Consider the following 24,563-nt stretch of genomic DNA (forward strand, 5'->3'; position numbering starts at 1 on the left):
CTCAAATTTTCAATCCAATAATGATGGGTAGATCCACATTTTCTACAAACAATACCTTTAGATTCACGTTGTGATTTAAAGTAGAGTTTGCAAGCACTCTCCGTAGAAAACTCAGAAAAGAAATTGTCTATTATCATTTTACTAATTTATATAGCAAATGTACTAAATTTATTAGTTTGCACCTAATTGCGGATAGGCATTAAATATTTATTATAAGCGGGGAAATATTTTGTACTTCCAGGCAATGAAGCATATTTCTTCTAAATCTGGATGTCTTTGTATACATTTTCGCTATAATCAAATAAATTCGGTCCTTCACGTGGAATTTATGAGATCTCCTTCTTTAGGGTACAACGAGGAAATATGTATTGAAAGCAATTGTATTGACTGCCTGTTCAGCTTCGGCTCCCTGGGAGTGGTGAATGTACCTCATGCTGGTTGTTAATTTCTGCTGACATTTATATTTACCCGGCTTTAAATAATGGTAGCTATTTAAATAGTTACAACGCTCTCTACGCTTCAATAAAAGATGCCATAAAAAAATAACGTACAAGAGTGCGACGCCAATGCAGATCCACATTGCTTCTTACCCTGGACAACTATTTTTCAGCCAGATTGCTTTTTTTATATCCATACAAAAGATAAATTACCAGCCCTATTAAGAGCCACCCGAGAAACCATGCCCAGTTGTTTTTCGTCATACCCGTTAAAAGGTACATACAGGTAATGAGGCCCATTAATGGTATTAAAGAGTATTTTTTGATGAAGGTAATTATAGCCAGCAACAAGGCACTGAACCAAAAAATGATAAGCGTAATATTTGGTGTGGCAACATCCATAAAACTCAATTTGCCACCCGCATACTCAGAATTTGCGTTAAAATCGAAATTGAACATATCGGCAAAATAATTTGCGGATAATTTGTGCGCAAGAAAAAGGGAACCAATTACAATTATAGGAAAAATATACTGCCCGTTGATAAATGGAAGGTGAAATTTACCTGCCTGTTTCTCTTTTCGGGGTATTAATAAAATACCACCGCACACCAATACAAAAGCAAACAACGTAGCAATGCTTGTAAAGTCGAGTACAAATGTTTTATCGGTAAACAAAATAGGGATGCCCACCACAAGTCCGGTTACAATTGTAGCGAAAGAAGGTGTTTTATAAATGGGATGAATCTTCTGAAAGACTGGTGGCATCAGGCCATCGCGGCTCATGCTCATCCAGATACGGGGCTGCCCCATCTGAAACACCAGCAGCACACTCGTCATGGCAATTACCGCCGCAATGGCCACAAAAAACTGCATCCACCCAACGTTTAAATTTTGCTTTTCAAAAATAAATGCCAGTGGGTCTCCTACCCCTTCAAAGTTTTTATAATTAACGGCACCAGTTAAAACCAGTGTTAACAAAATATAAACAACGGTACAAATTACCAGCGACAATATCATGCCCCTGGGCAAATCTCTTTGAGGATTTTTACTTTCTTCGGCCAGTACACTCACCGCGTCAAACCCAATATAGGCAAAGAATACACCACTTACAGCCGCCATTACACCGCTAAATCCATTGGGCATAAATGATTTTACACCCACATCATTTGCAGGGGTCCAGTTAGGTGTAAGCCCATGTGAAAACACCAGGTAACCACCCACAATAATTACCAGCCCCACCACAATCATTTTAAGTATCACCATTAAATTACTAAAGTTGCGGCTTTCTTTAATACCCCGGTACACCAGCATGGTGATTAAGATATTGATGACGAATGCAGGCAGATCAAAAATGATTTTTAAGCTGCCGATCATGGGCGCTTTGTTAAATGCTTCCAGCACATCTGGGTTGGTACTGCCATTGGCCATGGCATGCTTTACCTCCATATAACTGGTGCATAAATATTGCGGAATATGTACACCAATTTTTTCTAAAAAAGAAGTAAAATAATCGCTCCAGCTATAGGCAACATAAATATTACCAATGGAATATTCCATGATGAGTGCCCATCCAATAATCCAGGCAAACAGTTCGCCAAAAGAGGCATAGGCATACGTGTAAGCACTGCCGGCAACGGGTATGCGACTTGCAAACTCAGAATAACAAAATGCCGTAAATGCACAGGCGACTGCTGTAATTATAAATAAGATTACTACACCCGGACCGCCATGAAAAACGGCCCCACCGAGGCTGCTGAAACTTCCTGCACCCAATATGGCTGCAATACCAAAAAATGTGAGATCCTTCATAGAAAGCACCCGCTTTAACCCATGCGCACCGTGAGCAGTATCGCTGCCTTCGGCTAAAATACTTTCAATCTTTTTTGTTCTGAATAAGGATGTAGACATGTATAATTTTGGTTTTGAAAAATATCAATCTTCAAAATAATTAATAAAACTGAAGTATGCGTTTTTTGTTTTGAATTTTTAGATTGATGTGAAAAGGAGATTTTCATTTAACCTTTAAAAGGACTGGTAATTTTTTAAAGTGCAGCGTAAATTAAATAGGATGGAGAGAAGAAGACAACAGTCATTTATTTGCCTTTACGGTATTTATCTACTGGCAGTATAAAACCTAATCCACCGTTAATATTCACGCTGTATTAAATAGGCCGCAAGTTCCACCAGCGGCTGCTTACGGACGGAAGTTACTGCAGTATCTTCCAGGTGTTGCAATGCGGTTTGAAGATATTTATCTTTTAATTCTTTCGCCCAGGCATCCACTTTACAATCCTTAAATATTTGTGTTACTTTTTGTACTTTATCCGGAGCATTTTCCTGCATCAATTGTTGCAACGCCTGTAACTGTATGGCAGAGGCAGTCTCCATGGCATAGATTTGTAAAAAGGTTTTTTTATTGCTAAGAATATCGCCCCCTACCTGTTTGCCAAATTTTTCCGGGTTACCAAAAACATCTAAATAATCATCCTGCACCTGGAAGGCGATTCCCAGATTTTTTCCAAACTCGTACAGGTGATGCTGATTGCCCTCTCCTGCACCGCCCAGTATAGAACCCAGTTGCAGGCTGGCAGCCAATAGCACAGAAGTTTTAAGCGTAATCATCTGTACATACTCTTCCAGACTTACTGTGGCTCTTTTTTCAAAATCCATGTCTAATTGCTGCCCTTCGCATACAGCAGCGGCGGTTTCATTAAACAGGTGCAGTACTTTTTGCAGGTTATGCACTTCTATCTTGTTCAGGTATTCATAGGCTCTTACAAACATTACGTCACCTGCAAGCAACGCAGTAGATTCGCCGTATTTCTGATGCACCGTTTGCATACCCCTGCGCATGGGCGCTTTATCCATTATGTCATCGTGTATCAAACTAAAATTATGAAATAGCTCAATGGCAGTTGCTGCATGAAAGGCATCGGGGATGATGTTTCCAAATAATTCATTGCCCATCAGCACACAAACAGGCCGCACTCTTTTACCACCCAATTGTAAAATATATTGCGCAGGATCATACAGCGTTGTTGTATGCAACGGAAAATGACGGGTATTAAATTTTAATTCAAATACTTTAGAGAGTTCTAAAAAAGATTGCATTGTTGCGCTGAGTATTTATTATTAGATAAAGGACTTTTTTTACCTTTCGTTTCACCGTATTTTCATTTCTTCGCCCAGCTTTTTATTCTGGTTACTTCACCCTTTAAGACCTGTGCATGGCTGATTTTATTTCTTTGTTATACCCTTCAATTGTTTAAGGCTGGTCAGCAATTAATTAATAAACAATGTTTTTTATCATTTCTTGTAGTATAGGAGTATCAGCCATATTTTTTTAAAAAATTTATTTCTTTCTTTTTATAACTGATTTCGATTTAGCAGCATGGAGCTCAGGCTTACCTTCTTCCTGCACCCAATGATAATCCAGCTGGCGTTTTTCTAAATTTGCAGCTACTACCTTTATCCGCACGGCATCACCCATTCTGAACTTTTTACCGGTACGCATTCCTACCAGTGCATAGTCTGCTTCATCTAATTTAAATTCATCAAATTCACTCAGGTCTCTCACGGTAACCATGCCTTCACATTTGTGCAGTACGGTTTCTACAAAAAATCCAAAGCTGGCTACACCACTGATGATACCGTCAAATTCTTCCCCCAGGTAATCCTGCATAAACTCAACCTGTTTGTATTTATTGGCCGCCCTTTCTGCTTCCATTGCTTTGCGTTCCTTATCGCTGCAATGCTTGCATTTTTCATCCATCTTTTTATCAGGCTTCACATTTTTATCCAGACATTCCTGTAAAATACGGTGAACCATTACATCGGGGTAACGCCGGATGGGCGAAGTGAAATGACAGTAATGTTCAAAACCCAATCCGTAATGGCCAATATTTTTTGACGTATAAACTGCCTTTGCCATAGTACGGATACCCAGTTGTTCCAATACATGTTGTTCTGGTTTACCACTCACTTCCTTTAATAAATTATTAAAGGATGCAGCCACCGCTGCATCATTATGAAGGTCAAAAGTATAACCAAATTTTTTTGCAAATGCTGCAAACGGTTTTAGTTTTTCATCATCCGGTTTATCATGTATCCTATAAGGAAAAGGAACCGGTTCCTGATTAATCTTTATCCTGCTTACATACTCAGCAATGGTTCTGTTGGCAAGCAGCATAAACTCTTCTACCAGCTTATGTGCATCTTTACTTTCTTTTATTACAATCCCAATCGGTTTCCCGTTTTCATCTAATTGAAAACGCACTTCCTGGGATGAAAAATTAATAGCGCCGGCATCAAATCTTTCATTGCGAAAAACCTTTGCCAGTTTATCTAATAAAAGAATCGCCTTGTGATGGATACCATCTTTTGTTTCAATAATGGTTTGTACATCTTCGTATGTAAAACGGTGTTTACTTTGTATGATGGTTCTGCCAATCCACTTGTGTTTGATTTCGCCGCGGTTGGTAACCTGAAAAACTACCGAGAAGGTGTACTTGTCTTCGAGGGGACGCAGCGAACACAATTCGTTGCTGATTTTTTCCGGCAGCATGGGGTTTACCCTATCTGGCAAATACACGCTGGTGGCTCTTTCATATGCACTCTTATCTAAAATAGTATCGGGTTTTACAAAATGGCTTACATCAGCAATATGTACCCCAATTTCATAATTTCCGTTATCTAAATTCCTGATGGAAATAGCATCATCAAAATCTTTGGCATCTACCGGGTCGATGGTAAAGGTTAAAATATCCCTGTAGTCCTTGCGCTTTTTTAATTCTTCTCTTGTAATGGTATCACTCAGTTTATCAGCTTCATCCAGTACGGCCTTTTCAAATACCAGCGGAAAACCGCTTTCTATCAAAATTTCTTTCATCGCCATATCATTCACATCTTCCGACTTCAAAATAGTTACTACTTCGCCTTCCGGTTTTTTATCTGCCTTATCCCATTTTATCATTTTGGCCACTACCCTTTCGCCGTCTGTTGCGCCATTTAATTTTTCTATCGGAATATAAAAATCGGGCATCGGCTTTTCTGTAGCCGCTTTAAAAAAAGCGATGTTCTTATTCACAGAAATATTTCCGATAAAGGTGGCCTGGTTACGAATAATCACTTCAGTTACCTTGCCTTCAGTACGTCTTCCACGGCCACTGTCCGGGCTAATCTGCACCTTCACCGTGTCTCCATGAAAACCGCGGCCAATATCATTGGGTCTTATCACAATGTCTTTATCCATACCTTCTACAATTACGTAGGCCATTCCACTTCTGGAAATATCCAGTTTACCTTTTACGGTAGTGCTTTGCGATGATTTCTTTTTGGTTGCTTTTTCTTTACTCATAAATATGTTGCTGTTTCCTTTAACCTGAATCAGGCAGGAAAATAGATTCTTTTAATTTTTTGCCTGGGCTTGTTAAACATTGATGACTGTTACTACGTTATTGGAACATATAATGCAACGTAGCCATACGTTCTCTTTGCGTACTATCAATATTAATTTTTTTTTATAGCAATGATACGGTTTTAATACAGGGCTTATTATTTTTTAATACATCTAATGCTTGTCATAACTACTGTTATGCAATTGTGATACACAAATGTAGGCAAACTATTCCTATGGTTAAAACCCGGGCATTTCAATTTTGAAAAGAGGCAACGGTCAATCGTCAGTTTTAACAATATGCAATTTGTACTTCAACCTTAAATGATTTACCTTAACTACTAACTTTTAAACATACCAGTTTAACTTAACAGAGGCGATATTTTGGTAACTTTAATTTTAAACTTTTACAAATGGACAACTACGATACTGTAACCGGTGCCTTAAACGGATTAAAAGCCAAAGGGTATACTTTGGACTTTAATATTAGGTTTGATAAGATTATTTGTAAAGAAAATAATTATTGTTTAAACCCCCACGAGTTTGAAATAATCGAAGTTCACCGTTTTGAAGGAGATACCAACCCAAGTGATGAAGATATTGTGTATGCAGTGCAGTCTAAAGATGGTAAAATAAAAGGCGTAATCACCAGTGCATATGGTATGTACGCAGACAGCATCAGCAACGAGATGATACAAAAGTTGTCAATTCACCATTAGTTTTATCTTACCCGTAAACATATTTCTTCGGTTTACAATTTAATTTTTAGCCCGCCATTAAAAATAAAATCCTCCGTAAGATTCCATATTTTATTAGAAGTTAGGTTATTGTCCGCATTTAACATTATCTATACGAAAGCCACTTGCCATTTTTTTATTTTGAAAAAGTATCCCTGGTATCCTGCACATAAATGTCTTTAGCAAATGATCAGACCAACCACTGGTGCTCACTGCTTTGGCGGCACCATTGATTTTATAGTAGGTGCTCATAATATATAGAGAAGTACACATTTTACCAGTTATCCCGGCAAATCATTTAGGGTGTATTTACTTACCAATGATATCAACGTAAACGAACTGCCCCCGATGTTTGAAGCAGACAAAGAACTCTTTAAATATCTACCCAATAACAACTTAAAAATTGAAGGCGAGCGCCGCAACGCAGGTAAATTTATTGCGTTTATAAGTCCGCAAAATGTACAAATTACTTATTGATAATGTTTTGTGGTCTACTACAAAACATTTACTGCTTCGTTTAAAAAAATCATATCAATTAAACAGCAACAATTCCGTTGCCCCTGCTTGTTTTATATTTATTACACTATGGAATAAATTTAAAATTTTTATAGATGAAAAGGTTTGCCCTTACTTTTGTACAGGAAAATAATATGCAATCAACAATGGTAATATATAATTTGCTGCGCCGGGCAGTGTTGCTATTGGGCGTTTGGACTTTTATTAACGGTATTACAGGCTATTTTAATAACCGCTCTTTTATAATTAATGATAATCGCAGCAATCTTTTCATAATGATCTGTTGCGTTATACATTTATTATCAGGGCTGTTATTGTATTTCAGCAAATATTGGTTCAGCAGGGTAAAAGATATGCGTCATAATATAAAAGACCTTTACACCCGCTTTTTAATAATAGAACATTTAACCATGTTGATTCTGGCCTCTTTTCCATGGCCGTTTAGACCGGCGGTTACAAGACCATGTTTTAGCGTTAGCTGATTTACTATAATTAATAATTAAAAAAATTAATAACTAATAATTCTTTAAAGTCAATCAACCTAACCACTTTGAAGAGAATCCGGGTTGAAAAAAATTATACAATTTCACTTAAAACATCCTTCTTTATAAAACGTTCAATTAGAAAATGATGGCTGCAGCAAAAAAAATAAAACTTCCCACAATATTAATTACCAATGATGATGGCATAACGTCGCCGGGTATACGCAATTTGGTGGAGGCAGTAAAAGGGCTTGGTAAAATTGTAGTAGTGGCGCCGGATAAACCTCAAAGTGGTATGGGGCATGCCATCACCATTGGCCAACCTTTACGGATGAGTAAAATAGACATGTTTGAAGGCGTGGAAGCCTGGCAAACCAGTGGCACTCCTGTAGATTGTGTAAAACTGGCAGTAGATAAAGTATTACATGGCAAGCCGGATCTTTGTCTCAGCGGCATTAATCATGGTGCCAATCATTCTATCAACGTTATTTACAGCGGTACCATGAGTGCGGCGATGGAAGCCTGTATTGAAAGTATCCCCAGTATTGGCTTTTCGTTAATGAGTTATAATTACGAAGCTGATTTTACCGCGGCCCGGCATTATGTAAGAGAGATTGTAAGTTCCTTATTAAAGAAAAAAATGGACAAACATCTTCTGTTGAATGTAAATATTCCCGACATACCGATGGAACTTATAAAAGGCGTAAAAATTTGCAGGCAGGCCTATGCCAAATACGAAGAAGATTTTAAACAACGCAAAGATCCTCACGGCAAAAAATATTATTGGCTAACGGGTGCATTTGTAAATTTTGATAAAGGAAAGGATACTGATGTATGGGCGCTGGAAAACAATTACATCAGCGTAGTACCTGTGTTATTTGACCTTACCAATTATACTTTAAAAGCACAGTTAGAAAAAACCTGGAAAATAAAATGATATTTAAAAAAGATAATTTTTGGCTGGGGACTGTGCTGGGCCTCGTGGGTCCTGTAATTGGTTTTACTATTTTTAAACTACTTAAATACCGCATGTTTTCTTTAAAGGAAATGTACCAGTGGATGACCCTAAACCATAACCTGATAACCGCTTGGATAAGTGTATCACTTTTTGCCAATGCCTTGCTGTTTACCTTATACGTAAATGCCAGGATAGACAAAACGGCCAAAGGCATTTTTTTGGTAACAGTGATCTATGCTATTACTGCGTTACTCATTAAATTTTTTGGTTAATATTAATTTTTATTTATGCAAGTGCAGCCCTGGTTTAAAAATTGGTTTAACTCGCCTTACTATCACCAGCTTTACTTTAACAGGGATGAACAGGAAGCTGCCAAATTTATAGATGCTTTAATCAGCCACCTTAAACCCGCTGCCGGAGCGTATATGCTTGACGTAGCATGTGGCAAAGGCAGGCATGCCGTGCACCTGTCAGAAAAAGGATTTGATGTAACCGGTATAGATCTCAGCGAAGACAGTATACAGGAAGCGCTGCTGCAGCAATCAGACAAACTGCATTTTTACCTGCATGATATGCGCCTGCCCTTTTGGATTAACTATTTTGATTATGCATTGAATTTTTTTACCAGCTTCGGTTATTTTGCCACCCAGCGGGAACACGACAATGCCATACGAACCATTGCACAGAGCTTAAAAAAAGAAGGCTGTTTTGTACTGGATTATCTAAATGTGCATTATGCAGAAGACCACCTGGTACACCAGTTTGATAAAGAGATTGACGGTGTAAATTATTTCATCACCAAGTGGTTTGATGAAACGCATTTTTATAAAAAAATAAGTGTAGAAGATGAGGCTCTACCAGAGCCATTGATTTACCAGGAAAAGGTTGCTAAATTTTCGCTGGGCGATTTTACAGAAATGTTTGCCTACCAGGGTTTGCAAATACAGGAAGTTTTTGGTGACTATCATTTTGGTAAATACGATATAAAAAAATCGCCCCGCTTAATTATGATTGCCCGGAAAATTTAATTGCTTGATAATTATCTCCCCTTTAATGTAGCCATCTTAAAAATATTTGTCCGGGCTAAGAAGCAATGGTCATCATCCTTGCGTCGCCCTCGTTTGCCGCATACCATTGGGCAAATTTTACCTAAGCGTGGTATAAAAGCATTGTAAAATTCATCTTGAATCATAAAAATATTTGCACACAAGGTGAGTACAAAAACTTCTTTGGGGAAATGCACACTATCCTCCATTGCCCGCATTGCATTACATTGCCACGCCCTTCAGGGCGGGGTAAATAAAATATACAAAATAGAGGCTTTAGCCCATAATATTATGGGCTAAAGCCCCTGGGAATTAATTGTCATTTTATCACTGCCCTAAAGGGCAGTGCAATTCATAAGCGAGGTGCAATTTATAATGGCAGTTTAATTTATAAAAGCTGTGCCATTCATAAACGCAGTGCAATTCATAAGGGCAGTGTAATTCATAAAAGCAGTAAAATTTATAGCAGCAGTGCAATTCACATAGGTAGTACAATTAATAAAAGCAGTTCAATTTTTAAGTGCAGTATAATTCAAAAGTGAAATGCATACAGTAGTGCTATTTCCCATGATTGTTCACCAGCATCCATTTCGCCGTTTCATACATAGCGCTGGTTAATTGAGACAGGTGCCGCTTTACCGAATCGGTTTGCTGCGGTGTAAGCAACGGCGCATCATTACGAACCGGCACCAGTTCTTCCTGGCTGATCCACAGATTTTTGATGTAAAAATAATCATCATTTACAATCCCGATCTTTCCTTCATCGTGGTGAATGATAAAGGCCGCATTTTCTTTTGTTGAAGCATGCAGCAAATCTCTGCCCAGGGTTTTGTTGGTGTATGGCTGATGGATCAATCCGGCCAGGGTAGGCAATACATCTATCTGCGAAACAGTGGTGATTATTTTTTTGGGAACCAATAAAGCCGGTGCGTAAAACAATAAAGGAATGTGTTCGTCATTCAGCCGCTGGTCTGTCCATGCCGTGGGATACATCTCGTACGCATTGCCTTCCACCCCATGATCTCCCATAAAAACAAAAATGGTATTGTCGAAATAAGGAGATTGCTTAGCGGCATCAATAAATTTATTGTAACAATAATCCGTATAACAAAACGCGTTGAATTCTGCCAGTGATTCAAATCCATATTTGTGTAATTCTTCCACACTTACGGTATGAGTTACAAAATCTTTATCTTCTTCCGGAATAGAATAAGGGCGATGGTTATCGGAGGTTTGTATGATAGTAAAGAAAGGCTTTTTCTGCAGCTTCATTACCTTATCTGCTTCCAAAAATAAATTTTTATCGCTGATGCCCCATACGTTTAATTTGGGCGAGGCAAATTTCCCTTCCTCATAAATATGTACATCATTTATACTGGAAACAAGGCCACGGAAATTATTAAAATCGCTGCTGCCACCAAGAAAATAAAATTTGTCATACCCCTCAAAATTATTGATAATACTGTATTGGTTCAGCGCCTCGGGATTGCGGCTGCTGAACTTTGATAACTGCACATCGGGTATACCGGTTAAGGTTGCAAACACCCCTCTTGCCGTACCAAAAGTAGGCGAAAAACAACGGTCGAAAAATATACCCTGTGTAGATAGTTCATTAAAAAAAGGCGTACTGTTTAAAGGGTTACCGCTCATGCTGCTTTTGTACATGCTAAAGCTTTCGCAAATAACCAGCACAATATTGGGCTGGCTTTCAAGCGACCGGCTGCCAGGGTTAATGGTTCGTTCGTACCCATTTGCTGGTGCACCTGTTTTGTTTAACTGTAAAAAATCGCTGATGACGGGATAGTATTTTTTTGCCTGCCCCTCATCCATCAACGGTTTACGAAACTGCAGCGTAGTAAAAAAATTCTGTAACGGATTTAGCGCCAGGTAGCTTTTAAAATTATCGTTCAATAAAAAAGCATCCCGCCAGCGTAAAGGTGTAAGGGCTAAAAACCCAAATAAAAACCAACACAATAATAATATGGCAGCCGTGTGCCAGCGCCGGTTATAACTAAATTTGTGGATATTGATATTGCGCTCTTCCACACTTACATGTGTTTTAGAAAACATCCATGCCATCATCCCAACTGCACCCAGCAAAGCCAAAAAAATCCAAACCATCGGGTAGCTTTGCCACAGCATTTCAAAAGAAATTTTAGCATCTTCCGCAAAATTTAAGGCGCTTGCATTAAGCCTGGTATTTACATAGGCAAAATGCCCGAAATCTGCCCCAAAGAAAAATAACAGCAACAATGTTACTACAGCAAGATAAATAGCCCATCCTTTTTTGCAGCGTTCAGAATAAAAGGGAGAAAATTTTGGAAACAGCGAAATACAGGCAATCGGTAACAAAACTATTCCTATCCACCGCAGGTCGTACTGAAGGCCCAGCCAGAAAGACGGCACCAGTTCGCTTATCCTTATTGCAACTGGTTTAAAACAAATTAAAGTAATAATACGAAAACCTGTAAATATGCACAGATAGATAATGAACAGATTTATTATCCATTGAATTGTTTTGGGAAAACGCCACCTTGTAAGCATACGATATTTTTACATTGAACACCTGATTGAGTTTACAGGATGAAATGAACTGATCAGTATTTTCTTTTATTATTGAACAACAAATACCGGGCTGTTTCATAATACGCATCTGTTAATCTACCCATCGTATTTTTAACACTATCTGTTTGAGCAGTAGCTATTACCGGTTTATTATCTGTTACTGAAACGATTTTTGCCTTTTTGGTAGCCAGATTTTTTACATAAAAATATCTGCTGTTTACCATGCCGATATCTTTACTTTCGTGATCAATTATAAAAGCATATTTTTCTGCCACATTGCCTGTATCAAATAAATTACTACCCATCGAATTATTATGATAAGATATACCAGCCAAAGATGCAGCAGAAGGCATGATATCTACCTGCGAACAAGGGGAATGATCCAGTTTAGGCCGCAATAATTTTGGCGCATAAAACAGTAAAGGCACATGCTCACTGGTAAGCCGTTGCTCCGTCCAGCTATTGGGGTACAAAGCCCGGGCATCCCCTCCAATACCATGATCGCCAGTAAAAATAAAAATGGTATTAGCAAAATATTTCTCTTTCTTAGCGGCTTCAAAAAATTGCTGGTAACAAAAATCAGTATACCGGAATGCATTCAACTGATCAATATTTTCAAAGCCATATTTATGAATGGTATCATCCGGAAAATTTACCTTTTTAAATTGTGCAAAGTCTTCAGCCGGAATAGTATAAGGACGATGATTATCGGCGGTTTGTATGATGGCAAAAAAAGGATGTTGTTGTTTGGCCAGCGTGTTGCTGGCCTCCAAAAGCAAATTCTTATCATCGATGCCCCAAACGTTTATTTTTTTAGCTTTGAAATTTTCCTGACTATATAAATGCAGGCTGTCTATATTGTTTAATAACAGGCCTTTGATATTTGCCCAGGATGGGTCACCGCCCAAAAAATAAAATTTGTCGTAGCCCTTAAAATCATTGATGATCAGTTGCTGGTTTACCACTTCCGGATTGCGGCTGGCAGACCTGTTGTTATCGCCCAGTACATCCGGAAGACTGGTAACAGTGGCCCATACACCACGGGCTGTTGGGTAAGAGGGCGCAAAACAACGGTCGAAAAAAACACCTTGTTTACACAAGTCATTAAAATAGGGTGTTGTGTTTAATGGATTGCCACTCATGCTGCTGCGGTACATGCTAAAACTTTCGCAGATAACGATAATAATATTAGGTTGATTAGTGATTCTCTTGTCAGCGGAAATATTTCTTTCGTAATTGAGGTGTACACTATCCGGCTGCTGCACCTGCAGGTAACTGGCCATTATTGAATAGGCCTCTCTTACTTTTTTTATATCCGGCCGGGTATTTTTAAAATTTAGTGTGCTAAAAAAACTTTGGAAAGGATTTAAGGAAAGATTTGCTTTAAAATTATCACTCAAAGAAAACGCATCACTCCATCGAAGATTAAACTGCCCGATTTTTCCAAAAACACCCAATGCCAGCAGTAAAAAAACAAGGACGTATTGCCCGGAAAATTTTCTGCTCCTCACTATGCTTTGCAGTTGATATTTTATCAGCATCCTGTTAAAAAAATAGCCTCCTGTAACTGTCATCAATAACACAGTAAGTGTTACCCTTACCACCGGATAAGATTCTTTTACCATATTAAAAGAAATACCTGCATCATTAAAGTAATTTAATACCGAGGCATTCAAACGTTGCTGCAGGTAGTCGTAATAAAAATAATCTATGGCATAAAAAAACAACACAAGCATCATTAATACCGACAGCAAAACCGTCCATATTTTTTTTGCCAGTTTATTTCTTAAAGGATTTATAAATGGCAGGCTGCAAAGCACCAGTATTATTAACCCTAATATGCAAACAAATTTTATATCAAAACGCAAACCCATTAAAAAAGCAGATCCAGAAAAAGGTTTACCTGCCGGATTATAGCTAAAAAAGAAAAGGAAACGAAAGGCGGTCATTACAAATAAAAAACTTAACAAAACAGAGGATATCCATTTAACCAGCACTGGTATTTTTTTAAAAAACATCATTGATACAAAATTAAGCTGCCCGCAAAAATAGATTAATTATTTTTGGCTATAATTATTTAACAAATGCATTCAATACTGCAATGGGACCGTACAATACTGTATCACATTAATGCGGAATGGCATAATAATTTTTTGGATGGATTATTACCTGCCATGCGCAACCCTAACACCTGGCTTCCGTTGTATCTTTTTTTACTGTTGTTTATTGCCATCAATTATAAAAATACCTGGTGGAAATGGATACTGCTTGCAATTGGTACAGTTGTAATCTGTAATTACATCAGCAGTAATTTATTGAAAGAAAACATCCTCCGCCTAAGACCCTGCAATGATCCTGACATAGCAGACTGGATAAGGTTATTCAAAGGGATTTACTTACCACAAAGCAGTAGTTTTGTTTCTTCGCACGCAGCCAATCATTTTGGTATGGCCATGTTTTTTTATTTAACGCTTTCAAAACAATTTAAAACCTGGCCACTGCTGTTTTTTGTATGGGCATTTGGAATCAGTTATGCACAAATGTATATTGGCGTTCATTATCCCACAGATATTTTAGGCGGAACCATTGTTGGATTGGCAGTTGGCTATTTTACAGGGCAGCTCTTTAATAATAGATATGGGTTAGCCTGAATGGGAGATAATTACCGTACAGGCTGTCAATCTCATTCTATTCAGAGCAGTGATCTGGCGGATTTAAATGGAGTTGATGGTTTTAAAAAATAATGCTGCTTCAAAAAACCATAAAGCACCTGTTGAACGTAAAATAAAATATTTTAGATTAGAATATGGATATTTGCACCATCTACCGTTTCGTAAAATGGCGGTTTTAATTTACAAAATTATGACAGCAGTATTTATTTTATTAGCCCTTATTATAGTAAACGGTCTTTTTGTAATGAGTGAAATTGCCCTGGTAAGTGCCCGCAAAGGAAGGCTGGAAAGCCTGGGTAATAAGGGCGATCTAAAAGCCAAAGCTGCACTTCACCTTGCCGCCAATCCTGAAAAATTTCTACCTACCGCACAAATTGGCATTACATTGATTTCTATTTTAACGGGTGTATATTCCGGTGAAAAATTTAGTGCACATTTAAAACCTTTTATTGAAAGACTTGAGATACTAAAACCTTACGCAGACACTATTTCCACAGTGTTGATTGTGATGCTGGTTACTTTTTTATCCATCATTTTAGGAGAACTGGTACCCAAAAAACTAGGCCTGCTCAGAGCAGAAAAAATTGCCCGCCTTGTAGCAGGGCCAATGAATATTCTATCCGTTATTGTTCATCCTATTGTGTGGTTGCTAAATAATATTACCAATATTATTTTTGAAATATTTAACGTTAAAAGGGCTACCGACAACGCAGTAACAGAAGATGAGATTAAAGCAATGATCAGCGAAGGAAGTGAACACGGCACGATTGAAACAGAAGAAAAAGAAATCATAGAAAGGGTATTTCATTTAGGCGACCGCAACATTACTTCTTTAATGACGCATCGCACCGAAATTGCCTGGTTTGATATTGAGGATACAGTACAAACAGTTACTGAAAAATTTGACCAGATCACTTATTCTACCTACCCTGTTTGTGAAAAAACGGTGGACGATATCAAGGGCCTTATTTACATTAAAGACCTGCTAAAAGCAGCACCGGCAACTCCGTTAAAAGATTTAATAAAACCAGCTTTGTTTGTGCCTGAAAACAACAGCCCCTATCAGTTATTGGAAAAAATAAAGCAAACAAAAATTCACAGCTGCTTGATAGTAAATGAGTATGGCACACTTGAAGGCATGATAACATTGAATGACATATTGGAAGCCATTGTAGGCGATGTGCCACAAACCGGTCAGGAAGAATATGAAATTATTAAACGTGCAGACGGAAGTTTTTTAGTAGATGCACAGATTACATTTTATGATTTTTTAAGCCATTTTGAAAAAACAGAGTGGATGAATGAAGGTGAGCATGAATTTGATACCCTGGCTGGATTTGTATTGCATGAACTGGAGCGCATTCCAAAAACGGGTGAAACATTTGATTGGCGTGGATTTGAATTTGAAATTATTGATATGGACAGCCAGCGTATTGATAAACTGCTGGTAAAGATTTCTGACGAGTTGAAGGAGGATATGGAACAGTAATATTACCAGTTTTGCTACTTGCCTTTGTGTAAAATCAATTTTGCTGTTAGTACTATCCAATTTTTAAATAGGCAAAAATATATACACTACTAACCGCAGGTAGCTGATAAAACATTACTTTTTAAGCGAAAATAGAAATTATTTTGCCAGTTAAAATATTCAAATTTGTATTGGGCGTAATGGAATATTAAACTTGTAATGCTTGCCCAACAGGCTTTTGCGAAAAAAAAACCTACTTTAAGCATCATTAAAGCAATTGTAAGTTGGTTTTTTACATACAAACGCCCACACTACTTTTACTGAAGAAATATGGGCGTTGATAGTAAGCGTCAAATTTTAATAAAGGGCAATCAATCGTTAGTACGGCGCAAATATAAAGCGTAACAATATAATAATAAAAATAATTTTAATAGTTAGTAAGATTTTCATATGGCAAGCAATCGTTAATGTCCTTCCGTTTCTACGGAAGGACTATTTTTTTGTACCCAGTTGAAGTTTACATACATTATTTCAGCTTTATTTCAACCGGCTTATCTCTTCTGCAATCATCCGTAAAAGTTTATTGGGTAGAACAATATGCAGTTTAAAAAGCATTTATTTTTTAGGCGGCAATGGTGATACAAACAAAGACATCCAGAAAAGGTGAAGCTAATTTTTTAGCTATAAATGATTTACTAAACCAACCAATACACAGAATCCACTTAGGGATTCACAAAAAATATTTCGCCTGCACGTAACTCCGAAATAGTGAATTGGATACTACAGCACTTATTTAATTCCTATAGTATCCAGTCCTTGTTTTCTTTCTTAACTAATTTTAATATTTTTAGAAAAAGCTATCATTGTTTTTATTATTTAGTCATATCAGAATTGCTGATAAATGCAATGCTTTTACTGTCTGGCGACCAGGAGGGAGTATTAATAGAACCTTGTCCGCCGTAAACATAAGCCAACACTTTTGGTGTACCACCGGTAATGGGCACGTAACGAATGTAGACATGTTTGTAGGGCGGATGCACACCTGGCACTACCTCTTCTTTCAAAAAAGATAAAAATACCATGCCTTTACCATCCGGAGAAATATGTGCAAACCAGTTATTGAAATCATCCGTTGTTACCTGCTCCTGTTCGCTGCCATCGGGTTTCATACGCCATATCTGCATCAGACCGGACCGGACGGAATTGAAATAAATGTATTTTCCATCGGGTGTATATTCTGGTCCGTCATCCAGCCCTTTTTCAGTAGTTAATTTTACTTCCGTACCGCCGGTAGCAGGCACTTTGTATACATCATACTCGCCGTTTCTTTCGCCACAAAAAACAAGACTCTTGCCATCGGGTGACCATCCATGCAAATAAGATGGACCTTTGGGGGTAATTTGACTTGGAGTACCGCCAGCTAAAGGAACGGTATAAATAATGGAGCCACCCAATTCTTTAACGGTACTGCTAAGCCCAATCATTTTACCATCAAACGACAATACGTGGTCGTTGTTATTGGATTTAATAGTTCCGGTGTTTATTAACCGGGGAGTACGGCTCTTTAAATCGAAATTGTATACAAGGCCGTCACTACCATTAAATATCAGGCTTTTACCATCGTTGGTATAATTTGGTGCCTGGATAGAATAGGGCACAGTATAAATAATCTGACGGTCACCGCTGGCAATATCCATCAACTCCAGGTTGCTGCCAAGTGTCATTTGCGTGCTGTTATCTGCATCTCCATTAAAAGGAACGGTAATGCGTACATCTCTAAATACACCGGTTTCGATTACATCAGCATTATGCGATCCAACAAAAAGACCCACATACACTTCATCCCCAAGGTCAATATTTGTTACCTGCTCAGTTACAAAAGGCTCACCATATTTTGCTACCCGCATGGTGTAGGTTGAACCTTTTCTTTCCAGTTGAATTATATTGGCCTTGGTAATTTTAGATTTGATTTCTTCAGTTACTGCACCGGCTGTTCTTCTAAACTGCAGCGATGTTAAACCGTCTCCATGTTCTACCGCATTAACATGAGGAGAATTACCATCAAGCGATTTACGAACCATCCAGCCCACTTTGCGGTGATAGGTTACCCAGTTACCCAGGAACTCTGCTTTGGTGTACAAAAGAAAATCACCTTTCATTTTTTTCCATACAAAATGAAATTCATCATGATCGGCCCAAACGTTTTCGCCTGCACCTGAAATTACATATTGTCCACTCTCAGGAATATATGTAGCGGCCCCCGGCTTTACATTGATACCGATATCCCCATGACCATCGAAGATGCCTGTTTTTTGGGCATCGGATGTGTTCCATAAAATCAATGTGATCCAAAGAAAAAGTAGTTTACTTTTTTTCATTGTATGGTTTTAAAATTTTAATAAAGTAACTATGCTGATATTTTCATTAACTGCCGTGGAGGACATAAAATTATCTTTTACCTGCAGTTTTAACTGTAAAGCAATACATCTTTACTACATCGTTTGTATATCCATCAGCTACCACGTACACATACCCTACATCCTATGCTGATAACATACTATTTAATTAAATCAGGTTCTTTTTAATGTAGTTATAACTTTGAGTAATGCTGTCAATTGGTGAGCCCGGACATTTATCCTGTTCTACAAAAAAGTATTTTAGACCAGCTGTTTTTTGATGTTTTAAAATTGTTTTAAAATCAATCACACCATTTCCTACTTCAGTGAATGCTTTTTCCTCAGTTTTATCCATATCTTTTAAATGCATTAGCGGAAATCTTCCGGGGTGCTGACTGAATAAGACGATTGGATCCATGCCTGCTTTAGTAACCCAATAAAGATCCATTTCAAATTTTACCAGGTCTTTATCTGCGCCAAATAAAATATCCATTGGATAGGTATTATCTTGTTTTACGAATTCAAAATCATGATTGTGGTAACACAATTGTATGCCTGCTTTTTTACATTTTTCCCCGGCAATATTTAATTGATCAGCCACATATTTATAATGATCTAATCCTCCCCGTTCAGCGGAAGATAGATACGCACATACCATATATTTTAATCCTACCGCTGCCGCATCATCCACTGCTTTGTCCCACTCATGCAACATGGTGCCTTTTACATTTTCACCATTTGTCTTTTCTTCACCCAACCTGTAATGTGCGCTCGGCATAATTAAGCCATTGTCTTTTAACAGCTTTGAAAAAGTGGCCGGATCCATTCCATAAAATTTTTGTGAACCGGTATAAGTTGCACCTTCCACAGAATTAAAACCCACTTTTGCAACTTTGGCAAGAGTGTCTGCAGGGTTTTGTTGCATCAATTCTCTAACAGTGTATAATTGTACACCAATTAGAGTTTGCCTGCGGTTAAATTCAGGTGGAGTTAAAAGCAATCCTGCTGAAATAATTGAGGTAGATTTGATGAAGGACCGTCTTGTTGTCATTGTTAAATTTTAAATGAATGAATCGTTTTTAAATCAGTGAAAATTATCTCTTTTTTTTGAACTTACAGTTTGTATTTTTTTAATTGTGTTATCGCATAGTAAATTGCTATTGCCGTAAAAACTATTTGCGTTGGGGAAGGATTTTATATGGAAGCAGATGCCATCCAGGCGCCATCTGTAATAAACACGTTGCTGCAATTTTGAAACTGGTTCCATTTATTCAGCAAAAAAATTTACGATCACTAACCATAATAACTCCGTCCACTTTATACACATTCAGTCGAGGTAGCTATTTTCAGCCACAACTATCCAATACCTACCTTACTATTCACTTATGCATTAAATCTAAATATTGCTGTTTGATATATTTTACGCCTAGGCAGATAATAAGTACTCCAACACTACATCATGGACATTTTTACAAACATGGATTTAATAATATTGCTACTTTAATCGTAAAAACTTTAATTAGTACGAGAAAATGTTTTTTATTGCCTGCGGTTGCTTTACTTATACTTCTACTACCCGCAGTATCAAAATGTAACATGCTTTTATAAAAAAGTAAACACCTTTAGTAAACTACTTCTGAAAATGCTTACAATATTAATACTTAGTTCCGAAGAGTTAGAAAAATTAAATTACGAAAGGTATTATTACTTCATCCAATTATTCCAAAAAGATAACATCCGATTACATCAAAGCAGGTACCAATTTATCTAACAAAATTGTTTCCTTTATTGTAAATGCCGATACCATTAGTAACGCCAGTAGATAACTACTTGTAAAGAAAATGGATTTGATGAAAAAGTTAAAAACTGATAATTGTTGCCACTGAAAAAGAAATTTTCAAATATAGGCTAGCGACAAATAAATTGTGTAATGGACAAAAGACAGGTATTTTTTGTACATTGAATCATATTTTCACAGAATTTTAATATATCTTTGTATTTGTTAAATTTATTTAAAATGAAAACAGTCACCAAAAAATTACTCACAATTGCTCTCCTGTTTGGTCTGGCACATGTGGCAATGGCTGATAGAGGAGCTGGAAAAAAGAAAAATAAAACAATTTTAAACATCTATACTCCTACCACCCTTAAAAATTCTATCCCCTTTAATCTTAAATCAGGTTTAAGTTATACGGGTAGTCTTTTAAATCAAACTGAAACAGTTGGAAACAATATTATATCTAATTCTTTAATCACTTATCAGAAAGGCAACATTACTTATGTTATTCCTTACAAACATAAAATTATTATTCCTGAAATAACCCAAGGTTATACCGGAATGAAAATTATCATCAGAAGTCATTAATAGTAAAATCAGTTTATTAAGAAAATATTTGAAGACCTTCCAGATGAAGGTCTTTTTTAATTAGTGTTTTTCCCTCCGATGCGGCTTTCATCATACGTCATTACCCTGTAACCAGATTTGGGAATATCAAATTTTGATGCAGGTACTGCGCCCAGATCAATAGAAGCAAGTGTATATTTAAATTTTAATTTACCGCTTTCAAATTCGTATTCCACAGCCAGACCTGGTAAATTTTTAAATAACTGACTATAATTTTTATCATTGACATTTACTTCCGGCGCATAGTAAACAATCATTTCGTTGCCATCCTTTAATTTGGCTGTAGCCTTAATACAATTATACCCTGCAATATTTTTTCTTTCCAAAGTTGGAACAAAAACTATTCCTTCAAATTTTTTATTTTGAGTTACCCAATTATCCTTAGTCAAGGTGATCATTAGTTTCTGTCCACTGTATTCCTTTAAGATAACTCCTGTGCCGCTTTTAGCATCGTAGATGGTCGTCTCTTTTCCTAATGGACTTGCCATTTCAGTTTTGCTTAAACTTCCCTTTAAATAAATAGTGTTGGTCGCTCCACTTAACGGATCAGGCTGCGAAGCTTTATTATCAGATTGGGAGGTGGATATTGTGTACAATAAAGTTCCTTCAGAAACGGTTTTTTGCGCATACAAATAAGAACTCAATACCATCATTAAAATCATTGCTGCCCCTTTCATAATTTTCATTATTTGAATTTCATAAAGATAGTGAAATCCTTTGCCAAAATATCTGAAACAGGCTTCATGAAAAAGCCTGCAGGTTATTAACACATGCAGGCTTCGATATTTAACAATTTGTATTTTACTTTTTTTGAGTTTTAGCTTTTAAATCCTGCACTTTTTTATTTGTATCCTGCATGGCTTGTATTCTTTCCTGCAACTTACTTTGCTTTACTGGCTTTTTCCTGTTCGCTTCTATCTGTGCCAGAATTTTATCATGATCAATAATGTATTTCTGAATCACAATCTGCAAAATCAATGTGATCGTATTGGAGATGGTGTAATACCAGGTAAGTGCTGACGGTAACTTATTAAAAACACCTAACAATAAAACAGGGAAAATATAAGGCATGTATTTCATAACAGGATTGGAATTATCCTGCATATTCGTCATGCTGTAAATTGAAATTAATAAACTGGTTAGTACGGCTGTAAGTGTAAACAGACTTACATGATCACCATAAAAAGGGATAGTAAAAGGAAGATCATAAATAGAATCATAAGCAGCCAGATCTTTTGCCCAAAGAAAATTTTGCCCCCGCAATGAAATGTTAGACTGAAAGAAATAATACAAAGACATAAATATCGGTATCTGTAGCACCGCCGGCAAACAGCCACCCAAAGGGCTTACTCCTGCTGACTTCCATAGTTTCATCTGGTCCATACTAAACGCCTGTTTATCCTCCCCGTGCTTTTCCTTCAACTTATCAATCTCAGGTTTTAAAGCTTTCATTTTTGCCCCGCTTACATAACTTTTATATAAAATTGGTGATGTAAGTAACCGGATAAAAAGTGTAAGCAATAAAATTACAATGCCCATACTTGCCACGTTTTTTCTCAACAGGTCAAATACAGGTAAAAGCAAATGTCTGTTGATGTATTTTACAAATGCAAAAATACCGCTGCCATAAGGTACAATATTTTCCATTTGATTATTGTAGACTTTTAGTACATGGTAATCGCTGGGGCCATAATATAATTGTAAGGGAACAGTTGCCTCGTTGCCTGCTGGTAAATTAACGCGGCAGTTAGCTACTGTTTGCGCTAAAATATGCAAAGAAGTATCTGCTGGTACAACCCATTTAATTTCGGCAGTTTGAAATTTGTTTTTGTTTACAAGGGCAGTTATAAAAAATTGTTGTTTTACCGAAAGCCAGTCAACCGGTTTTTCAAATTTTTTGTCATCGCCAGTATTACCCAGCATGGTAAAATCGTACCCTCCATCTGTTAAATAACAAATATGGGTTTGTTGTTTTTCATATGCTTCGTCTTTTTCAATCTGGTTGGTTTGGGTTTGCCATTGCAGATTAATGGTATGTTGAGCCACTAGTTTATCCGTACCATTTAATACAATTGCAAAGTCGATCAAATAATCATTTGGATGCAACGTGTATTGATGCGTGATTTGCTGGCCTGCCGAATCTTTGATGATAAAGCTGATGGTTTGACTTTTATCTGCATTGTTTGTTTTGGTGCCGGTAACAAAAGCAAGATCGGCTGTATTGGCCTTTTGATTTTCACCCGAATTAATATCGTAAGAAATTTTATTAAAATCACCCTTTTGCACAATAACCGTTTTACCATCCAGGGTTTTATAATTTTTTAATTCAACTGTTTTTGGTTGCCCTCCTTTGTTGGTAAAAGTAATTTTCATCACTTCATTTTCCAGCGTAGTTAATTCTTCTGTTGTGGAAGAAGATTGCTGCAGGCTACCGGCTGCTTTTTCTCTCCGGGTAGAATCAAACCTCAGCGAATCGGTTTTTTGTTTTGCTAAATCAACTTTGGGCTTAGATCTTTTAACTGAATCCTCCATCCTTTGTTGTTCCGCCTGAAAGGCAGCATTGCCCTTATTATTAAAATAAAACATGCCCATTAACAACAAACCTATCAACACAAAACCAATCACTGTATTTCTATCCATTCCCATAATATTAATTTAAGTGGCCAAAGGTAATTAAAGTTTATAGTTGCCCGATTAAAAAAATGCCCTGTAAAAGCAGGGCATTTTTTTAATATAAAATACAATAAATCAACTTATTTTTTTGCAGCAGGTGCAGCTTTAGCAGCAGCAGGGGCCGCAGTTTTTGCAGGAGCAGTTTTAGCAGGAGCAGCCTTAGCGGGAGCAGCACCTTTAGGGGCAGCAGCTTCTTCCTGTTTTAACTGGCGGGTCATTGTTATGGAAGCAATAGGAATACGTGGCGAATTCATAATCTCCATGTTATCAGCCTTTACGTCCTGTACCCTTAAATTTTCATTCAATGCAAGGTTGGTAATATCCAGTTCAATATTTTCCCGTAAATATTTAGGCAACAATTTAACTTTTAGGTTTTTCATTTTTGTAACCAGTTTACCACCAGCTTTAACACCTGCAGGAGCTCCGGTAAACTTAAGCGGCAAAGTAACTATTACTTTTTTGTCTTCTACCAGTTCTAAAAAATCTACATGTATTAATTGATCACTTACTTTATCAAACTGCAAGTCTTTTAAAACACATCTGTATTTTTTTTCACCGATGGTAGCCTCTACCACCATAAAGTCCGGCGTGTACACAATGTTTTTAAAAGCAGTTGCAGGAGCAGCAAAATTAATCTCCTCAGCACCTCCGTAAATTACAGCTGGCACTTTTTCCTCAAGGCGAAGCTGGCGGGTGGCTTTTTTGCCAAATTCGGTCCTGATTTGTCCTTCGATTGTAATCGTTTTCATTTAATTATTTTTTATGAGGCGCAAAGGTAGGAAAATAATGGATAATTATTTAAATGATAATTGGT

The 24,563-nt window shown here is 37.2% G+C and carries 19 protein-coding genes; 9 read left to right on the forward strand and 10 right to left on the reverse strand.

All coding sequences use genetic code 11. The features are described from left to right. Positions 1–599: 599 nt before the first annotated feature. From H7254_RS01460 to rnr, 3 genes are all read right to left on the reverse strand, one after another. A complete protein-coding gene (locus H7254_RS01460; RefSeq protein WP_301931291.1) occupies positions 600–2,345 on the reverse strand; it encodes an amino acid permease in 1,746 nt (581 codons plus the stop codon). A 237-nt stretch (positions 2,346–2,582) separates the two neighbouring features. Further along, on the reverse strand, positions 2,583–3,548 hold the full coding sequence (locus tag H7254_RS01465) for a polyprenyl synthetase family protein (protein WP_301931292.1): 966 nt from the start codon (positions 3,546–3,548) through the stop codon (positions 2,583–2,585). 241 nt (positions 3,549–3,789) lie between these two features. Then, on the reverse strand, positions 3,790–5,793 hold the full coding sequence (rnr, locus tag H7254_RS01470) for a ribonuclease R (RefSeq protein WP_301931293.1): 2,004 nt from the start codon (positions 5,791–5,793) through the stop codon (positions 3,790–3,792). A 452-nt stretch (positions 5,794–6,245) separates the two neighbouring features. Between rnr and H7254_RS01475 the strand changes: the two genes are divergently transcribed. From H7254_RS01475 to H7254_RS01500, 6 genes are all read left to right on the forward strand, one after another. Continuing rightward, the gene (locus H7254_RS01475) at positions 6,246–6,551 is read left to right on the forward strand and encodes a phosphoribosylpyrophosphate synthetase (RefSeq protein WP_301931294.1); all 306 of its coding nucleotides are present in this window, start codon (positions 6,246–6,248) and stop codon (positions 6,549–6,551) included. Between the two features lie 321 nt (positions 6,552–6,872). Then, on the forward strand, positions 6,873–7,046 hold the full coding sequence (locus tag H7254_RS01480; RefSeq protein ID WP_301931295.1) for a hypothetical protein: 174 nt from the start codon (positions 6,873–6,875) through the stop codon (positions 7,044–7,046). A 134-nt stretch (positions 7,047–7,180) separates the two neighbouring features. Further along, complete coding sequence (locus tag H7254_RS01485; protein WP_301931296.1) at positions 7,181–7,567, forward strand: hypothetical protein; 387 nt, start codon at positions 7,181–7,183, stop codon at positions 7,565–7,567. 145 nt (positions 7,568–7,712) lie between these two features. Next, entirely contained in the window at positions 7,713–8,504 is a 792-nt protein-coding gene (gene surE, locus H7254_RS01490; RefSeq protein ID WP_301931297.1) for a 5'/3'-nucleotidase SurE, read from the forward strand. After that, entirely contained in the window at positions 8,501–8,797 is a 297-nt protein-coding gene (locus H7254_RS01495; RefSeq protein WP_301931298.1) for a hypothetical protein, read from the forward strand. Before surE ends, H7254_RS01495 begins: the two co-directional genes overlap by 4 nt. A 15-nt stretch (positions 8,798–8,812) precedes the next feature. Beyond that, positions 8,813–9,553, forward strand: a complete 741-nt coding sequence (locus H7254_RS01500; protein WP_301931299.1) for a bifunctional 2-polyprenyl-6-hydroxyphenol methylase/3-demethylubiquinol 3-O-methyltransferase UbiG — start codon at positions 8,813–8,815, stop codon at positions 9,551–9,553. A gap of 576 nt (positions 9,554–10,129) precedes the next feature. Here H7254_RS01500 and H7254_RS01505 read toward each other — a convergent pair. Next, entirely contained in the window at positions 10,130–12,115 is a 1,986-nt protein-coding gene (locus tag H7254_RS01505) for an LTA synthase family protein (protein ID WP_301931300.1), read from the reverse strand. A 53-nt stretch (positions 12,116–12,168) separates the two neighbouring features. Then, positions 12,169–14,157 carry an LTA synthase family protein gene (locus H7254_RS01510; RefSeq protein WP_301931301.1) on the reverse strand — a complete coding sequence of 663 codons (1,989 nt, stop codon included), beginning with the start codon at positions 14,155–14,157 and terminating at the stop codon, positions 12,169–12,171. Positions 14,158–14,220: 63 nt separating this feature from the next. Here H7254_RS01510 and H7254_RS01515 point away from each other — a divergent pair, with 63 nt between their 5' ends. Further along, positions 14,221–14,787 (forward strand): phosphatase PAP2 family protein, encoded by a 567-nt coding sequence (locus tag H7254_RS01515; protein WP_301931302.1) that lies wholly within the window; start codon positions 14,221–14,223, stop codon positions 14,785–14,787. 211 nt (positions 14,788–14,998) lie between these two features. Continuing rightward, the gene (locus H7254_RS01520) at positions 14,999–16,297 is read left to right on the forward strand and encodes a hemolysin family protein (RefSeq protein WP_301931303.1); all 1,299 of its coding nucleotides are present in this window, start codon (positions 14,999–15,001) and stop codon (positions 16,295–16,297) included. Between the two features lie 851 nt (positions 16,298–17,148). Here the strand turns inward: H7254_RS01520 and H7254_RS01525 are convergent. Together H7254_RS01525 and H7254_RS01530 are read right to left on the reverse strand one after the other, a co-directional pair. Next, positions 17,149–18,654, reverse strand: a complete 1,506-nt coding sequence (locus H7254_RS01525) for a biopolymer transporter TolR (protein WP_301931304.1) — start codon at positions 18,652–18,654, stop codon at positions 17,149–17,151. Between the two features lie 187 nt (positions 18,655–18,841). Beyond that, positions 18,842–19,723 carry a sugar phosphate isomerase/epimerase gene (locus tag H7254_RS01530; RefSeq protein ID WP_301931305.1) on the reverse strand — a complete coding sequence of 294 codons (882 nt, stop codon included), beginning with the start codon at positions 19,721–19,723 and terminating at the stop codon, positions 18,842–18,844. A 966-nt stretch (positions 19,724–20,689) separates the two neighbouring features. On the opposite strand from H7254_RS01530, the gene H7254_RS01535 reads away from it, so the two are divergent. After that, positions 20,690–21,037, forward strand: a complete 348-nt coding sequence (locus H7254_RS01535) for a hypothetical protein (protein WP_301931306.1) — start codon at positions 20,690–20,692, stop codon at positions 21,035–21,037. A gap of 56 nt (positions 21,038–21,093) precedes the next feature. Here H7254_RS01535 and H7254_RS01540 read toward each other — a convergent pair whose 3' ends face one another. The 3 genes from H7254_RS01540 to H7254_RS01550 all read right to left on the reverse strand — a co-directional run bounded on the left by H7254_RS01540 (position 21,094) and on the right by H7254_RS01550 (position 24,498). Then, entirely contained in the window at positions 21,094–21,762 is a 669-nt protein-coding gene (locus H7254_RS01540) for a hypothetical protein (RefSeq protein ID WP_301931307.1), read from the reverse strand. Positions 21,763–21,877: 115 nt separating this feature from the next. Beyond that, positions 21,878–23,716 (reverse strand): membrane protein insertase YidC, encoded by a 1,839-nt coding sequence (yidC, locus tag H7254_RS01545; RefSeq protein WP_301931308.1) that lies wholly within the window; start codon positions 23,714–23,716, stop codon positions 21,878–21,880. Positions 23,717–23,829: 113 nt separating this feature from the next. Further along, positions 23,830–24,498, reverse strand: coding sequence for a 50S ribosomal protein L25 (locus H7254_RS01550; protein WP_301923640.1), 669 nt, complete (start codon positions 24,496–24,498; stop codon positions 23,830–23,832). Positions 24,499–24,563 lie beyond the last annotated feature (65 nt).

The organism is Ferruginibacter sp. (assembly GCF_014377975.1).
Taxonomy (GTDB): domain Bacteria; phylum Bacteroidota; class Bacteroidia; order Chitinophagales; family Chitinophagaceae; genus Ferruginibacter.

Excerpts from the sequence above, each read along its gene's own strand:
- H7254_RS01460 (WP_301931291.1), bottom strand. The coding sequence starts at position 2,345 with ATGTCTACATCCTTATTCAGAACAAAAAAGATTGAAAGTATTTTAGCC.
- H7254_RS01465 (WP_301931292.1), bottom strand. The coding sequence starts at position 3,548 with ATGCAATCTTTTTTAGAACTCTCTAAAGTATTTGAATTAAAATTTAAT.
- rnr (WP_301931293.1), bottom strand. The coding sequence starts at position 5,793 with ATGAGTAAAGAAAAAGCAACCAAAAAGAAATCATCGCAAAGCACTACC.
- H7254_RS01475 (WP_301931294.1), top strand. The coding sequence starts at position 6,246 with ATGGACAACTACGATACTGTAACCGGTGCCTTAAACGGATTAAAAGCC.
- H7254_RS01485 (WP_301931296.1), top strand. The coding sequence starts at position 7,181 with ATGAAAAGGTTTGCCCTTACTTTTGTACAGGAAAATAATATGCAATCA.
- surE (WP_301931297.1), top strand. The coding sequence starts at position 7,713 with ATGATGGCTGCAGCAAAAAAAATAAAACTTCCCACAATATTAATTACC.
- H7254_RS01495 (WP_301931298.1), top strand. The coding sequence starts at position 8,501 with ATGATATTTAAAAAAGATAATTTTTGGCTGGGGACTGTGCTGGGCCTC.
- H7254_RS01500 (WP_301931299.1), top strand. The coding sequence starts at position 8,813 with ATGCAAGTGCAGCCCTGGTTTAAAAATTGGTTTAACTCGCCTTACTAT.
- H7254_RS01505 (WP_301931300.1), bottom strand. The coding sequence starts at position 12,115 with ATGCTTACAAGGTGGCGTTTTCCCAAAACAATTCAATGGATAATAAAT.
- H7254_RS01510 (WP_301931301.1), bottom strand. The coding sequence starts at position 14,157 with ATGATGTTTTTTAAAAAAATACCAGTGCTGGTTAAATGGATATCCTCT.
- H7254_RS01515 (WP_301931302.1), top strand. The coding sequence starts at position 14,221 with ATGCATTCAATACTGCAATGGGACCGTACAATACTGTATCACATTAAT.
- H7254_RS01520 (WP_301931303.1), top strand. The coding sequence starts at position 14,999 with ATGACAGCAGTATTTATTTTATTAGCCCTTATTATAGTAAACGGTCTT.
- H7254_RS01525 (WP_301931304.1), bottom strand. The coding sequence starts at position 18,654 with ATGAAAAAAAGTAAACTACTTTTTCTTTGGATCACATTGATTTTATGG.
- H7254_RS01530 (WP_301931305.1), bottom strand. The coding sequence starts at position 19,723 with ATGACAACAAGACGGTCCTTCATCAAATCTACCTCAATTATTTCAGCA.
- H7254_RS01535 (WP_301931306.1), top strand. The coding sequence starts at position 20,690 with ATGAAAACAGTCACCAAAAAATTACTCACAATTGCTCTCCTGTTTGGT.
- H7254_RS01540 (WP_301931307.1), bottom strand. The coding sequence starts at position 21,762 with ATGAAAATTATGAAAGGGGCAGCAATGATTTTAATGATGGTATTGAGT.
- yidC (WP_301931308.1), bottom strand. The coding sequence starts at position 23,716 with ATGGATAGAAATACAGTGATTGGTTTTGTGTTGATAGGTTTGTTGTTA.
- H7254_RS01550 (WP_301923640.1), bottom strand. The coding sequence starts at position 24,498 with ATGAAAACGATTACAATCGAAGGACAAATCAGGACCGAATTTGGCAAA.